Below are 13,268 nucleotides of genomic sequence, written 5' to 3' on the forward strand. Positions count from 1 at the left end.
ACTGGAGGTGTGTCACGGTGGAGACGGCGACCGGAAAGCGCATGCGGTTCCTGGAACGCGCCGGGCTCGCGGCGGCGGGACTCGGCTGCGCGCTGGCGGCGTCATCCTGCGCGGCCGCCCCGACCGGGGTGTCCGTGGCGGCCGACCCGGTGGCCGCGGTGCGCTCGGCCGGGACCGCCTCGCTGAAGATCGGCAGCGCCGAGGTGGCGACCTCGGTGTCGATGACCGCGCAGGGCAGGACCGACGAGTTCTCCGGCACCGGCGCCTTCGACTTCGCCAGGCAACTCGGCTCGATCACCCTCACCGTGCCGCCGGACGTGAGCACGCACAGCACGCTGGACGAGGTGGTCACCCCGACCGTGCTCTACATGCGGCCGACCGGCAGCACCGGCAAGTGGGTGCAGGTGGACTCGCAGCGGCTTGCCGACGGCGACCTGATCAGCGCCGGGTACACCAGTCCGATCCTGGCCTTCGCGATGCTCACCGGCGCGGGCGCGTCCGGCGGCGCGGTCAAGTACGTCGGCCAGGACAAGGTGTACGACATCCCGGTCGCGCACTACGCCGGCACGCTCAACCTGCTCGCCGCCGCGAAGGCCGCACCGGCCCCGGAGAACGCCGCGCTCGCCGCCGCCGGGGGCTCCTTCACCAAGCAGGCGGTCCCCTTCGACGTCTACCTCGACGCCGACGGCCGGGTGCGGCGCTTCGTGGCGCACTTCGAGTTCCCGGCGCCGGCCCCGGCGAAGGGCTCGGTGACGATCGTCTCCAGCACCGACCTGTACGACCTGGGCAAGAAGGTGACCGTGGCCGCACCGGCCGCCGCCGACGTGCTCGCGGCGAACTGACCGGTCGGGTGGGCACCGCGCGGCGAACCGGGCGGTGCCGAAAAGGTGGTCCGGACCACGCGTGGATGGCCCAGTCGGGCCATGGCGGTCACATTAAGGCGCCCCTAACCTTGAATACGAGGGAGCCGACTGTCACTTCGGTCCGCGAGCCGCGAGGAGGTGGTCTGGGTGCGTACTGACACGACGGCGTCTGTGACTTCGTCCAAAGCCGGGGCGTCGGGGGCCTCGGGGCAGCGGGCTTCGCGCGCCGCACGCCCGAGCGCGCCGTCCCCGGGACCGCGCTATCGCGCCGTGCACGACAGGGTGGCCCTGGACGAGATCGAGCTATACGCGGAGCTGATCATCGCGGCCGAGCGCAGCGACGAGCCGCTCTCCCAGGCGGACATCGACCGCATCCTGGGGCTGACGGTCCGCGCCTGAGCGCGGTGCCCCGCAGGTAGCGCGCGAGCAGATGAACCCCCGATGAACGCCGGGTTACGTGATTTATCTCTCAACCAGATTCTGCTGACGAGGCGTCAGTCGCCGCCTCCCGCGGCCCGTACGGGCCTGTCGGACGACCCTCGGGTAGCCCCGGTCACGCGCGGGTCCGAATGGGCTCCTCGGCGCGCCTGCGCGACGTAGCGTCTACCATCCTTGTGGTCATGGAACACTGGACTTCCCGGACCAAGATCCACTGATTGTCTTCATCCTGGTCCCCAACCACAAGCCGGAGAGCCCCGTGCGCCTGCGTCTGACTCCGAAGGAGACGAGCTTCTACGCCCTGTTCGCCAAGGCGGCGGACAACCTTGTCGTCGGGGCCGGCCTGCTGACCGAGCTGCTCGGCGCCGACAAGGCGGGCCGGGCCGAGATCGCCGACCGGATGCGCGACGCGGAGCACGTCTCGGACGAGATCACCCACGAGATCTACCAGCAGCTCAACTCCTCCTTCATCACGCCCTTCGACCGCGAGGACATCTACGCGCTCGCGAGCCTGCTGGACGACGTGATGGACGCGATGGACGCCGCGGCCGACCTGGTCTCGCTCTACCAGATCGACGCGCTGCCGGACGGGGTGGCCGACCAGGTCGACGTGCTGGTCCGGGCGGCCGACCTCACCTCAGAGGCGATGCCCCGGCTGCGCACCATGAAGGACCTGCGGGAGTACTGGATCGAGATCAACCGTCTGGAGAACCAGGCCGACCAGGTCTACCGCAGGCTGCTGGCGTACCTGTTCTCCGGCGAGTTCGACGCGATGACCGTGCTCAAGCTCAAGGAGGTCGTGGAGACCCTGGAGCAGGCCGCGGACGGTTTCGAGCACGTGGCGAACACGATCGAGACGATCGCCGTCAAGGAGTCCTGAGCCGCCGTGCTGAACTTCTGGCTCATCGTGGTCATCCTGGTGGCCCTGGGCTTCGCTTATACGAACGGCTTCCACGACTCCGCGAACGCGATCGCCACCTCGGTCTCCACCCGGGCGCTGACCCCCCGGATCGCGCTGCTGATGGCCGGCGTGATGAACCTGCTCGGCGCGTGGCTCGGCCTGCAGCTCGGCGGCGGCGTGGCCAAGGCCGTGACCAGCGGGATCATCGGCGTGCCGCCGGACGGCTCGCGCGGCCTGGTGATCGTCTTCGCGCTGCTGGCCGGCGCGATCACGTGGAACCTGGCCACTTGGTACTACGGCCTGCCCTCGTCCAGCACGCACGCGCTGGTCGGCGGGATGGTCGGCGTGGGCCTGGCCTCGGGGCTGCGGGTGAACTGGTCCGGGGTCTGGGAGAAGGTCGTCCTGCCGATGCTGATCTCCCCGCTGGTCGGCTTCGCGCTGGCCTTCGCGCTGATGATCGGCATCCTCTGGGCCTGCCGCCGGGCGCGTCCCGGCCGGGTGACCCGGAACTTCCGGATGGCGCAGACGGTCTCGGCCGCCGGCATGGCGCTCGGCCACGGCATCCAGGACGCGCAGAAGTCGATGGGCGTGGTCATGCTCGCGCTGATCGCGGGCGGCCACGCCACCAGCAAGTCGGCGGTGCCCTGGTGGGTGCTGTGGGCCGCTGCGCTGGCCATCTCGGCCGGCACCTGCGCGGGCGGCTGGCGGATCATGCGGACCCTGGGACGCAAGGTCATCGAGCTCGACCCGCCGCGCGGCTTCGCGGCGGAGACCGTCGCATCGCTCGTGCTCTACTTCACCGCGTTCATCTATCCGGCGCCGGTGTCCACCACGCACATCATCACCGGTTCGATCATGGGCGTCGGCGCGACGAAGCGGCGCTCGGCGGTGCGCTGGGGCGTGGCGCAGAACATCGTCATCGCCTGGCTGCTGACGATGCCGGCCGCCGCCTGCTGCGCGGCGATCTTCTACTACCCGACACACGCGATCTTCGGCTGATACGAACAACGCCCCCGCGGAACTCGTCCGCGGGGGCGTTCGTCTTGCCCGTTCAGCCGAAGCGGCCGGTAATGTAATCTTCCGTCGCTCGCTGCGAGGGGTTCGCGAAGATCCGCGGGGTGTCGTCGATCTCGACCAGCTTGCCCGGCTTGCCGGTGCCCTCGATGTTGAAGAAGGCGGTGCGGTCCGACACGCGCGCGGCCTGCTGCATGTTGTGCGTCACGATGACGATCGTGTACTCGTTCTTCAGTTGCGCGATCAGGTCCTCGATGGCGAGGGTGGAGATCGGGTCGAGCGAGGAGCAGGGCTCGTCCATCAGCAGCACGTCCGGAGAGACGGCGATCGCCCGGGCGATGCACAGCCGCTGCTGCTGACCGCCGGACAGGCCCATGCCCGGCTTGTTCAGCCGGTCCTGGACCTCGTTCCACAGGTTCGCGCCCTTGAGCGACTGCTCGACGATGCCGTCCAGGTCGTTCTTGCCGCGCACGCCGTTGAGCCGCAGGCCCGCCGCCACGTTCTCGTAGATCGACATGGTCGGGAACGGGTTCGGCCGCTGGAAGACCATGCCGACGGTGCGGCGCACCGCGACCGGGTCGATGCCCGCGCCGTACAGGTCCACGTCGTCGAGCATGACCTTGCCCTCGACCCGGGTCCCGGGGATGACCTCGTGCATCCGATTGAGCGTCCGCAGCACGGTGGACTTGCCGCACCCGGACGGGCCGATGAAGGCGGTCACCGTGCGCGGCTCCACGGTCAGGCTGATGTCCTCGATCGCCCGCACCGAGCCGTAGTACGCCGACAGTCCGGAGACGTCGATTCGCTTGGCCATGGTTCTCAAGTCTTCTTTCTTCAGCTTCGGAGGGCTACCGGGCGGCCGCCGGTGCCTTCCACCAGGCGATCAGACGGGCTATCAGGTTGAGCAGCATGACCAGGATGATCAGCGTGAGCGCGGCGGCCCAGCCCCGGTCGATGGCGGTCTGCAGGCTGTTCTGCGACTCGCTGAACACGAACAGCGGCAGCGAGCCCTGCGGCTGGTTGAACGGGTTCGGGTTGATCGATTCCGACACACCCACCAGCAGCAGAACCGGAGCCGTCTCGCCCATGATGCGCGCGACGCCGAGCATCATGCCGGTGACGATACCGGGCAATGCGGTCGGAAGCACCACCTTGACAATCGTCCGCCACTTCGACACGCCGAGCGCGTACGAGGCCTCGCGCAGCGCCGGGGAGACCAGGCGCAGCATCTCCTCGGTGGACCGGATGGCGATCGGCATCATCAGGATCAGCAGCGCCAGCGAGGCGGCGAAGCCGGAGGCCTTGAAGCCGAGGCCGAGGATCCAGAAGGACAGGATGAACAGGCCGGCGACGATCGAGGGCAGGCCCATCATGACGTCGACGAAGAAGGTCACGGACTTGGCCAGCCGGCCGCGGCCGTACTCGACCAGGTAGATCGCCACGAGCAGGGACAGCGGGATGGTGATCACCGCGGCGATGCCGACCTGCTCGAGCGTGCCGAGAATCGCGTGGTACGCGCCGCCGTTGGACTGCTGCTCGGCGACGTTGCGCATCGAGTGGAACAGGAAATAGACGTCGAAGTCCTTGGCGCCCTTGGCGACCACGGTCCACAGGATCGAGACCAGCGGGATGCAGGCGACCACGAAGGCGAGGCCCATCACGACCACGGCGATGGAGTTCTTGGCCTTGCGGACGGGACTGGGGTGCGAGAGCGACATCAGGCACCGGCCTTCTTGGCGGAACGCCGGATGACGGCGCGGGCGGCGTAGTTGACGAGCAGCGTCATCAGGAACAGCACCAGGCCGGAGGCGATCAGCGCCTGCCGGCCGGTGGTGAAGGCGTCGGCGAACTGCGTCGCGATGTTCGCGGCGATGGTGTTGCCGCCGGGCTGCAGGATCCGGGTGACCAGTCCTGGCACGGTGGTGAGCACCATCGCGACGGCGATCGTCTCGCCGAGCGCGCGGCCGAAGCCGAGGATGATCGCGCTGGTGACTCCGTTGCGGCCGTAGGGCAGCACCGCCAGCCGGATCATCTCCCACTTGGTGGCGCCGAGCGCGTAGGCCGCCTCGACCTGCTCCCGCGGGGTCTGCTTGTAGATCTCCCGGGCGATCGCGGCGATGATCGGCAGGATCATGATCGCGAGCACGACTCCGGCGGTGAACATCGAACTGCCGTAGGTCCCGTTGGTCTTGAACAGCGGGATCCAGCCGAGCACGTCCTCGATCAGCCGCGAGACGCCGCCCATGTGCTGGTCGAGCACCAGCAGGCCCCAGAGGCCGTAGACCACCGAGGGCACCGCGGCGAGCAGGTCGACGACGTAGCCGAAGATCGAGCCGAGCGTGCGCGGCACGTACTGCGTGATGAACAGGGCGACGGCGATCGCGATCGGCGCGCCGATGAGCACGCCGATCAACGAGGTGACCAGCGTGCCCCAGGCGATCGCGGCGATGCCGAAGGTCGGCACGCCGTTGGTGTTGTTGCCGTCCGGGTCCCAGGTGAAGGAGGTGAGGAAGTTGACCTTGTCCTCGCTGATCGCGTTCACCGCCTGATAGATCAGGAATCCGGCGATCGCGGCCATCAGAACGAGGATGAACACGGCGGCGCCGCGGGCGCTGCCGCCGAAGATCCGGTCGCCGAGACCGGCCTTCGCGGTCAGCCCCGAGCGGGCGGGCCCGGGCTTGGGGGCCTGGTCCGCCGGCTCGGCGACCGCCGGTGGGGTGTCGCTGCTCATGGGAACTTCCTCACCTCCTACCGGAGACTAGGGGCGACTAGGACAGGGAGCTGATGGCGGAGGCGTCGGCCGCCTGCACCGAGGCGGGCAGCGGGACGTAGCCGAGGTTGGTCAGCTCGCTCTGCGCGGTGTTCGACACGACGTAGCCCAGGAAGCCCTTGATCAGCGGCAGCGCGGTCGAGTCGTTGCCGGTGCCACAGGCGATCTCGTAGGTCGCCAGGACGTTCGGGTAGGCGTCCGCGGCCGAGTACTGGTAGTCGAACGCCAGCTTGGTGTCCGCACCGGTCTGCGCGACCTTGGCCTTCGCGATGAAGTTCGACGCGTTGGTCTGGGTCAGCTTGATGAAGGAGCCGGCCGCGTTCGAGACGTTCGCGAAGGTCAGGCTGTCCTGGGTCGCGTAGGAGTACTCGGCGTAGCCGATGCCGCCCGCGGTGGCCTTGACCTTGGCCGCGACGCCGCTGGACTTGGCGACGCCCTGGCCCGCCTTGCCCGGCCACTGCTTGTTGGGCGCGGCGAAGCCGCCCAGGTTGTTCAGGTAGTTCGAGAAGTTGTACGAGGTGCCCGACGTGTCAGAGCGGAAGAACGGCTGGATCTTCGTGCTGGGCAGCGTGACGCCCGGGTTGTCCTTGGTGATCGCCGCGTCGTTCCACGTGGTGATCGTGCCGTCGAAGATCGCGGCCAGGTTCTTCGCCGAGAGGTTCAGCGAGGTGGTCACGTTCGGGATGTTGTAGATCACGGCGATGGCGCCACCGACGGCCGGGATGTCCACGGCGCTACCGGTGCCGCAACGGCCGGAGGACGTGACCTGGGCAGCCTGGGTGCTGCTGAGGGCGTAGTCGGAACCGGCGAAGTCGGCCTGCCTCTGGATGAAGGAGGTGACACCCGCGCCGGAGCCGTTGCTGTTGTAGTTCACCGTCACGCCGGTGCACTTGGTCTGGTAGTCCTTGGTGAACTGCGAGATCGCGTTCGTCTGCGCGGTCGAGCCGGCCGCGTTCAGCGTGCCCGAGGGGCAGGAGGACGCCGAGGAGCCGGTGCTGCCCGCGCTCGACGTCGAGGTCGACGTCGTGGAGTTGTTGTCCGAACCACACGCGCTGAGCGCAAGAGCCGCGGCCACAGCCACGCCGGCCACAGCGCCGTATCGCTGAAACTTCACGGGGGAAGTCCCTTTCGTCCTGGGACCGGCGGGGCACCGCCGGAGGTCAATGCCGATAAATCGCTGACCACCCGAACGTAGGCAGACGCGGTGAATGAGCGGACCTGAGCAGGTGAACCGGAGGTTAACGGCCCCAAGACATTGCTCTAGAAGATATAAAGAATCGGTCACGGAAGCGCTGGCCAGGGGCTTATCGCGACCGGTCCGGGCGTTCCATGATGGTTTCGGAAGGTGAACAAAGGAGTGCGACCGTTCGGGTGGCCGGGGGACGGACGTCTTGATGACCCCCGGCAGCACGATAGAGCGCCAACCTGCGGCGCTGTGACCGTGTAACAGAGCCTCGCCGCCTTCAGGCCCGGATCAGCCCAACATGAACTCGCACCAGACGGACTTGCCCTCGGCCAACTGGCGGCAGCCCCAGGAGGCGGCGATCGCCACAGCCGACGATGCCTCAACCCAGCGTGAACTCGCACCACACCGACTTGCCCTCGGCGAGCTCCCGACAGCCCCAGGAGGCGGCGATCGCCACAGCCGACGATGCCTCCTCAACCCAGCGTGAACTCGCACCACACCGACTTGCCCTCGGCGAGCTGCCGACAGCCCCAGGAGGCGGCGAGCGAGGCGACGATGCCGATGCCGCGGCCGTCCTCGTCGGTGTCCTCGGCGAGCCGGCGTCGCGGCAGGTGGTCGTCGCCGTCGCAGACGTCGACGATCAGCCGCCGGTCGGTGCGCCGCAGCCGCAGCCGCACCGGGGGGCGGCCGTGGATCGCCGCGTTGGCGACGAGTTCGCTGACCGCGAGCACGCCCATGTCGCACAGGTCCTCGCCGAGCTGCCAGCTGCGCAGCACACCGGAGGCGAAGGCCCGGGCGTGCGCGGCGATCTCGGTGCCGCCGACGAGGTCGACCGCGGCCGAGCGGAACAGCTGGGCCCGCTCGCCGTGCCACTGCGGCACGTGCACGACGAGCAGGGCCACGTCGTCGTCGTGGTCGAGCGGCAGCTGCATCCCGGTCAGCAGCTCGTCGCGCACCTGGTCGACCGGTCCGCCGCGGCGACCGGACACCCCGCCGAGGGTGATCCCGTTGGAGCTGCGGTCCAGCGCCGTGTCGTCGCCCCCGGCGGGCTCGGCCAGCGGTGCGCGGCTGAACACCCCGCGCAGCTGGGCGAGCTGGCCGTCCAGGTCGAAGCCGCGCCGCTCGACCAGGCCGTCGGTGTAAAAGGCCAGATACGCGTCCGCCGGAACCGGGATCATGGCCTCCTGCCAGGTCCATTCGCCGGTGCCGAGCGGCGGGCCGACGGCGGCGTCGAGCTCGGTCACGCGGCCGTCAGGGTGGCGCAGCAGCGGGGCCGGGTGTCCGGCGGAGGCGTACGACAGGGTCTTGTCGTCCGGGTCGTAGACCGCGTACACGCAGGAGGCCAGCGCGCCGAGGTCGCAGAGTCCCGCCCTGGCCGACCCGGCGGTGTAGGCGACGCCCTCGAGCTCGGCGGCGTGCCGGTCGAGGTGCAGGAGCAGCTCGCCGGGCGGCAGGTTGGCGGCGGCGTACGCCCGCACGGCGGCCCGCAGCTGTCCCATGATCGCGGCGGCGTGCACCCCGCGCCCCATCACGTCGCCCATCACGAACGCGGTGCGCCCGGCGCCGAGCGGGATCACGTCGTACCAGTCGCCGCCGACCTGGAATTCGTTGGCGGCGGGACGCTTCGGCGCGGAGAAGGCCTCTGGGCCGCCGGGGCGCAGCGTCTCGCCGAGCGGGTCGAGTTCGCCGGCCGCGGGCAGGTAGCAGCCCGCGATGCGCAGTTCGTCGGGCTGGGAGAGCCGTTGCGGCAGCAGAGCGCGCTGCAGGGCGACGGCCGCGTTGCGCTGCCGCCGCTCCGCGCGCTGCAGCCTGCGCAGCTCGGCGGCCTGGTCGGTGGTGTCGATCAGGTGCAGCAGGACGCCCTCGATCGGCTCGCTCTCCGCGGCGCGCACCGGCGAGCAGGTGACCCGCAGCACGGCCGGGCGGCCGGAGGGTCCGTATGCGGGCACCCGGACCTCGGGCGCGGTGAAGACGGTCCCGGTGGCGTGCACCAGGGCGAGCGCGTCGAGCAGGCCGAGGTGGGCGAGCACCGGGACCGCCTCGGCGAGCGGAACGCCGGTGAGTCCGCGGCCCTGGCCGCGCGGGTGTACGAGGCCGAAGCCGGTCCGGAAGGCCGGGTTCGCGTAGTCGAGCACGTAGTCGGCGCCCTCGACCACGGCCACGGCGCCCGGAGCGGAGTCGAACACGGCGTGCAGCGCGGCCGAGGCGCCGAGCGGAGCCGAGTCGGGCTGCGGCCCGCGCGGCGCCGGCAGCCGCCAGTCGCCCGGCTCCGCCTCGGCGAACAGCGGTCGCGCGGCGGCCTCCTCCGGTGGGTAGCCGAGACCCGGGTAGCCCTCGGTGCGGGCGGGGGTGGAGGTGTCGGACTTCCAGGACACGGGTGGCGAAGTCCTTCCTAGACTGCTGCGCCGGCGCGCTCGAAACCGCCGCGTACCAAAGCAGAACGCCGCGAATTTTCGGAGTTTCCAGTCTGCCGGAATCGCCGGGAGCCCACTGCTGGTGACACCGTGCACGCATTCGATCACACTCGGAGACGGCTCCGCCGCCCCCCGCTTGAGCTGGCCCGATGCGGGAACGGCGGAGAGCGCACGGTGACCTGAACGGATGACGCGGAGCCGAACGGATGACGCGGCCGCCCGCGCCGTCGGCGTTCAGCCGGATCAGCCGGATCAGCCGCAGCCCGGGATGGGCGCCGCGCTGCCACTCTGGCTAGCCGCGAGCTGCAGCAGCCCGCACAGCGTGGTGTCCGCGACCAGCCACTTGCCGCTCTGGTAGACCGCCTGGCCCTGCATCGCGTTCTCCACCACCTGGCCGTTGAGCGAGATCGAGTACGTGACGTCGGCCTTGCTCGAGGAGGGGAAGGTCACGTCCGTCACGTTGGCGGTGACCTCGCTGACCATCGCGTTCGAGGCGAAGGCCTGCATCGCGCCGGCCATCGTCTGGCCGTTCTGCAGCAGTGCCGCCTTCTGCGAGATCGGCGTGGACTTGGCGAAGAAGGTGGTCCAGGTCTGCTTGACCAGGCTCGCCGCGCTGGCCGTGTTGAAGGTGCCGCCCGCGGACGTCGGACTGGTCGTGCCGGAGCCCGAGTTGGTGCTGCTGCCGCACGCGGCGAGGGCGGCGGCGGCGAGCAGCGCGACGACGGTCGAGGCGGCGCGTCCGTGGCGGGTGGTGCGCGTTGGGGTGGGGCGCGATTCGATAGGGGTTGTCCCGTTCATGAGGTGTCTCTCCCGCGTGAGACGAATTTGAAATACCATTTTCTCGCTGCTTGGAATGATTGGGGAGTGTTGCGCATGGTTGATCCGCCGAGACGCCTCGCCGCCGCGCTGGCCGGTGTCGGGGCGGTGCTGTGCGTGCTCGGCTGGTATCAGATCTCCGGGCAGCCGACCGTGGCGCAGCAGCTGCCGTACCTGGCCTCGGCGACGATCCCGGGCGCCGCGCTGCTCGCCGTGGGACTCGGGCTGGCCCTGCGTACGCCCTGGTCACACGGGGTACGGCGGCGCACGGACGAAATCTCCGGCTATTCTGCCCCGCCCGGTGGGCCCGGCCTGGTTCGGGTGCCGGACGGGCGCTATCTGCACACGGCGGACTGCCCGCTGCTCGACGGCCGGACCGACGTGCTCGCGGCTTCGAAGGCGGACGACGAGCCGCCGCTGCGGCCGTGCCCGCTCTGCCATTCGGGCGATGGCGGATGAGCGGTGGCAGCTGATGAGCGGTGGCGCCGCCGACCTGGCCGTGGCCGGGCTCGGGACGGGGGCCGTCGCGGCGCTCTCCGGTCTCGGTGTGCTGGCCACGTACCGGGTGACCGGCGTGCTGAACGTGGCGTTCGGCGCGGTCGGCATGTTCGGGGCGTACCTCGTGCGCGCGCTCGTCCGGGACGCGCACCTGCCCGCGTACGCCGCGGGCCTGATCGTCGTGTGCTGCTTCGCCCCCGTGCTCGGGCTCTGCCTCGAGGCGGCCGTCTTCGGGCCCTTACAGGCCCGCGCGGCCGACGCGGGCCGGCTGCTCACGGCGGGCTTCGGCGTCACCGTGCTGCTCGTGGGCATCGCCACCGCGGTGTGGGGACAGGGAGCGCGGACCGACGCGCCCGCGCTGCTGCCGGGCGGCACGATGCGGATCGGCGGCGTACACGTCCCGTCCGCCGTGCCGATCGAACTCGCGCTCGTGCTGGTCGTCGCGATCGGCCTGGCCTGGTTCTCGCGCAGCGGCCCGGGGATCCGCGCCGTGATCGACGATCGCCGGCTGGCCGAGTTGGCCGGGCTGCCGGCACGCAGGCTGGCGCGCATCGGCTGGGTCGCCGGAACGATGCTGGCGACGCTGACCGGCGTGCTGCTCGCTCCGCAACTGCGCTTCGACCCGTCGACGCTGACGCTCGTGATCTTCGAGACGCTCGGCGTGGCGATCGCGGCCCGGCTGCGCAGCGCGTCGCTCGCGATCGCCTTCGCGCTCGGCACGGCCATCGGCCAAGCCGAACTGACGGGTGTTCACCTGACGGGGGCGGCCGGTTCGGTGGTGGATGCCGTGCGCTCGAACCTGTTCGTGGTGCTGCTGTTGCTCGCGACCTGGCTCACGCCCGCGTTCACGGCGCCGGTCACCGCGCAACGCCGTCCCCTGCCCCGGTCGGTTTCTCCGCTGCCCTACCTGCTGCTCGCCGCCCTCGGCGTCTTCTGCTGGAACCTGCGCGCCGTGGATCTCCGCGCGTCGCTGACGATCCCCGCGCTGGCGCTCGTGCTGCTGTCCTTCCGGGTGCTGCACAGCGCCGGACTGCTCTCGCTCGGGCAGGCGGGCCTCGCCGGAATCGGCGCGCTTGCGGCCGGATGGGCTTCGGGCTGGGGGATTCTCGGCGCGCCGGTGGCCGGAGCCGTCGTCGCGATCGTGCTCGCGCTACCGGTGTTGCGGCAGGCCGGGCTGCACCTCGCCGTCGCCACGCTCGCGGCCGCCACCGCGTTGAGCAGCTTCCTGTTCGACCAGCCGCTGTTCACGCCGTCGTCCGTCGCCCGGCCCGCCTTCGCCCAGTCCGACCGAGGCTTCCTCTACTTCGAACTCTGCCTCGTCGCGCTGGCGCTCGTCTGCCTCACCGCGCTGGTCCGCGGCCCTGGCGCGCTGCGGCTTTCGGCCTTGCGGGACAGTGAGATCGCCGCGCGCACGGCCGGAATCGCCGTGGACTGGGAGCGCCTCGCGGTCTTCGCCGGAGCCGGAGCGGTCGCCGCGCTCGGGGGTGCGCTGTGGGCGGCGGGCGACCAGGTCTTCGACGCGACGGCCTTCGAGCCCGCGCAGGGCCTGATCTGGTTCGCGGCGGCCGCGGCGGTCGGATTCGCGGACTCCACGGCGCTGATCGCGGCGGCCATCGTGATCGTCGTCGCGGACAGCTACGTCGCCGGGGGATCGGCGATCCTCGTCGGCGTGGCCACGTTGGTGCTGCCGAGGCTGCGTTGGACGGAGGTGACGCGGCGTGCGTTTGGCCCTGGCGTGTGACGGCGTCCGCGTGCGTTACGGCGGGATCGAGGTGTTGCACGGCGTCCGGCTGTCCCTGGCGTACGGCACGTTCTCCGCGCTGGTCGGGCCGAACGGCGCAGGGAAGACGACGTTGCTCGACTGGTGCGCGGGGGCGGCGGGCGAGGCGTCGGCGACGGAGGGGCGGTTGTGGTTGGACGGTCGTGCCGCAGCAGCATGGCCCGCCGCACGCCGCGCGTCGGCCGGCCTGCGCTATGTGCCCTTCGAGCGCAACGTCTTCCCCGGCTTGTCAGTGCTCGACAATCTCCGTGCGTGCGGCGCAACAGCCGCGTTCTCCCGCTTCCCCGAACTCGAGGCGCTTTCTTCCCGCTCCGCGGGCGTACTCTCCGGCGGCGAACGCCAGTTGCTCGCCGTGGCCGGCGCGCTGTTCGGCCGTGGCAGAATCCTGCTTCTCGACGAGCCGACGCACGGCCTGGCCCCCGGGCTCGCCGACCGCGTCCTCGCGGAGCTGGCAAGCGCCGCTCGTGACGACGGCCGCGCGGTCCTCATCGCCGAGCCGCAACAGGAACGCATCGCCGATCACGCCGATTTCCTGTGGCCGCTCGATCGGGGCGCACGTCTTACGGCGATCGGCGCCTAGGAATTAGG

The 13,268-nt window shown here is 70.5% G+C and carries 13 protein-coding genes; 7 read left to right on the forward strand and 6 right to left on the reverse strand.

The annotated features are described in order from the left end of the window. Positions 1 to 17 precede the first annotated feature (17 nt). The 4 genes from VG296_RS01050 to VG296_RS01065 all read left to right on the forward strand — a co-directional run bounded on the left by VG296_RS01050 (position 18) and on the right by VG296_RS01065 (position 3,201). Positions 18 to 842, forward strand: a complete 825-nt coding sequence (locus VG296_RS01050; protein ID WP_325562025.1) for a hypothetical protein — start codon at positions 18 to 20, stop codon at positions 840 to 842. Positions 843 to 1,034: 192 nt separating this feature from the next. Beyond that, entirely contained in the window at positions 1,035 to 1,262 is a 228-nt protein-coding gene (locus VG296_RS01055; protein WP_325562027.1) for a hypothetical protein, read from the forward strand. A gap of 298 nt (positions 1,263 to 1,560) precedes the next feature. Continuing rightward, positions 1,561 to 2,181: a DUF47 domain-containing protein gene (locus VG296_RS01060; protein ID WP_325562029.1), complete on the forward strand. Its 621-nt coding sequence runs from the start codon at positions 1,561 to 1,563 to the stop codon at positions 2,179 to 2,181. A gap of 6 nt (positions 2,182 to 2,187) precedes the next feature. After that, complete coding sequence (locus tag VG296_RS01065; protein ID WP_325562031.1) at positions 2,188 to 3,201, forward strand: inorganic phosphate transporter; 1,014 nt, start codon at positions 2,188 to 2,190, stop codon at positions 3,199 to 3,201. Between the two features lie 52 nt (positions 3,202 to 3,253). Here the strand turns inward: VG296_RS01065 and pstB are convergent, their stop codons facing one another. From pstB to VG296_RS01095, 6 genes are all read right to left on the reverse strand, one after another. Beyond that, on the reverse strand, positions 3,254 to 4,030 hold the full coding sequence (pstB, locus tag VG296_RS01070; RefSeq protein ID WP_325562033.1) for a phosphate ABC transporter ATP-binding protein PstB: 777 nt from the start codon (positions 4,028 to 4,030) through the stop codon (positions 3,254 to 3,256). A gap of 34 nt (positions 4,031 to 4,064) precedes the next feature. Next, entirely contained in the window at positions 4,065 to 4,934 is an 870-nt protein-coding gene (pstA, locus tag VG296_RS01075; RefSeq protein WP_325562035.1) for a phosphate ABC transporter permease PstA, read from the reverse strand. Next, positions 4,934 to 5,947 carry a phosphate ABC transporter permease subunit PstC gene (gene pstC / locus VG296_RS01080; RefSeq protein WP_325562037.1) on the reverse strand — a complete coding sequence of 338 codons (1,014 nt, stop codon included), beginning with the start codon at positions 5,945 to 5,947 and terminating at the stop codon, positions 4,934 to 4,936. Before pstC ends, pstA begins: the two co-directional genes overlap by 1 nt. A 37-nt stretch (positions 5,948 to 5,984) precedes the next feature. Further along, positions 5,985 to 7,100 carry a phosphate ABC transporter substrate-binding protein PstS gene (gene pstS, locus VG296_RS01085; protein ID WP_325562039.1) on the reverse strand — a complete coding sequence of 372 codons (1,116 nt, stop codon included), beginning with the start codon at positions 7,098 to 7,100 and terminating at the stop codon, positions 5,985 to 5,987. Positions 7,101 to 7,645: 545 nt separating this feature from the next. After that, positions 7,646 to 9,547 carry an ATP-binding SpoIIE family protein phosphatase gene (locus VG296_RS01090; RefSeq protein ID WP_325562041.1) on the reverse strand — a complete coding sequence of 634 codons (1,902 nt, stop codon included), beginning with the start codon at positions 9,545 to 9,547 and terminating at the stop codon, positions 7,646 to 7,648. Positions 9,548 to 9,838: 291 nt separating this feature from the next. After that, positions 9,839 to 10,384, reverse strand: coding sequence for a hypothetical protein (locus VG296_RS01095; RefSeq protein WP_325562043.1), 546 nt, complete (start codon positions 10,382 to 10,384; stop codon positions 9,839 to 9,841). Positions 10,385 to 10,459: 75 nt separating this feature from the next. On the opposite strand from VG296_RS01095, the gene VG296_RS01100 reads away from it, so the two are divergent. From VG296_RS01100 to VG296_RS01110, 3 genes are read left to right on the forward strand one after another with little or no spacing between them, the layout of a single operon-like run. Then, on the forward strand, positions 10,460 to 10,861 hold the full coding sequence (locus VG296_RS01100; RefSeq protein WP_325562045.1) for a hypothetical protein: 402 nt from the start codon (positions 10,460 to 10,462) through the stop codon (positions 10,859 to 10,861). Next, positions 10,851 to 12,641, forward strand: coding sequence for an ABC transporter permease subunit (locus tag VG296_RS01105; RefSeq protein WP_325562047.1), 1,791 nt, complete (start codon positions 10,851 to 10,853; stop codon positions 12,639 to 12,641). Before VG296_RS01100 ends, VG296_RS01105 begins: the two co-directional genes overlap by 11 nt. Beyond that, on the forward strand, positions 12,619 to 13,260 hold the full coding sequence (locus VG296_RS01110) for an ATP-binding cassette domain-containing protein (RefSeq protein ID WP_325562049.1): 642 nt from the start codon (positions 12,619 to 12,621) through the stop codon (positions 13,258 to 13,260). The genes VG296_RS01105 and VG296_RS01110 overlap by 23 nt, the downstream gene beginning before the upstream one ends. The last annotated feature ends 8 nt before the right edge of the window (positions 13,261 to 13,268 follow it).

Origin of the sequence: Actinospica sp. (assembly GCF_035552695.1) — a bacterium.
In the GTDB taxonomy this organism is placed as follows: domain Bacteria; phylum Actinomycetota; class Actinomycetes; order Streptomycetales; family Catenulisporaceae; genus Actinospica.

Bases quoted from the DNA above. Each gene is read 5' to 3' on its own strand.
- pstB (WP_325562033.1), bottom strand. From the start codon at position 4,030: ATGGCCAAGCGAATCGACGTCTCCGGACTGTCGGCGTACTACGGCTCG.
- VG296_RS01100 (WP_325562045.1), top strand. From the start codon at position 10,460: ATGGTTGATCCGCCGAGACGCCTCGCCGCCGCGCTGGCCGGTGTCGGG.
- VG296_RS01095 (WP_325562043.1), bottom strand. From the start codon at position 10,384: ATGAACGGGACAACCCCTATCGAATCGCGCCCCACCCCAACGCGCACC.
- pstC (WP_325562037.1), bottom strand. From the start codon at position 5,947: ATGAGCAGCGACACCCCACCGGCGGTCGCCGAGCCGGCGGACCAGGCC.
- pstA (WP_325562035.1), bottom strand. From the start codon at position 4,934: ATGTCGCTCTCGCACCCCAGTCCCGTCCGCAAGGCCAAGAACTCCATC.
- VG296_RS01105 (WP_325562047.1), top strand. From the start codon at position 10,851: ATGGCGGATGAGCGGTGGCAGCTGATGAGCGGTGGCGCCGCCGACCTG.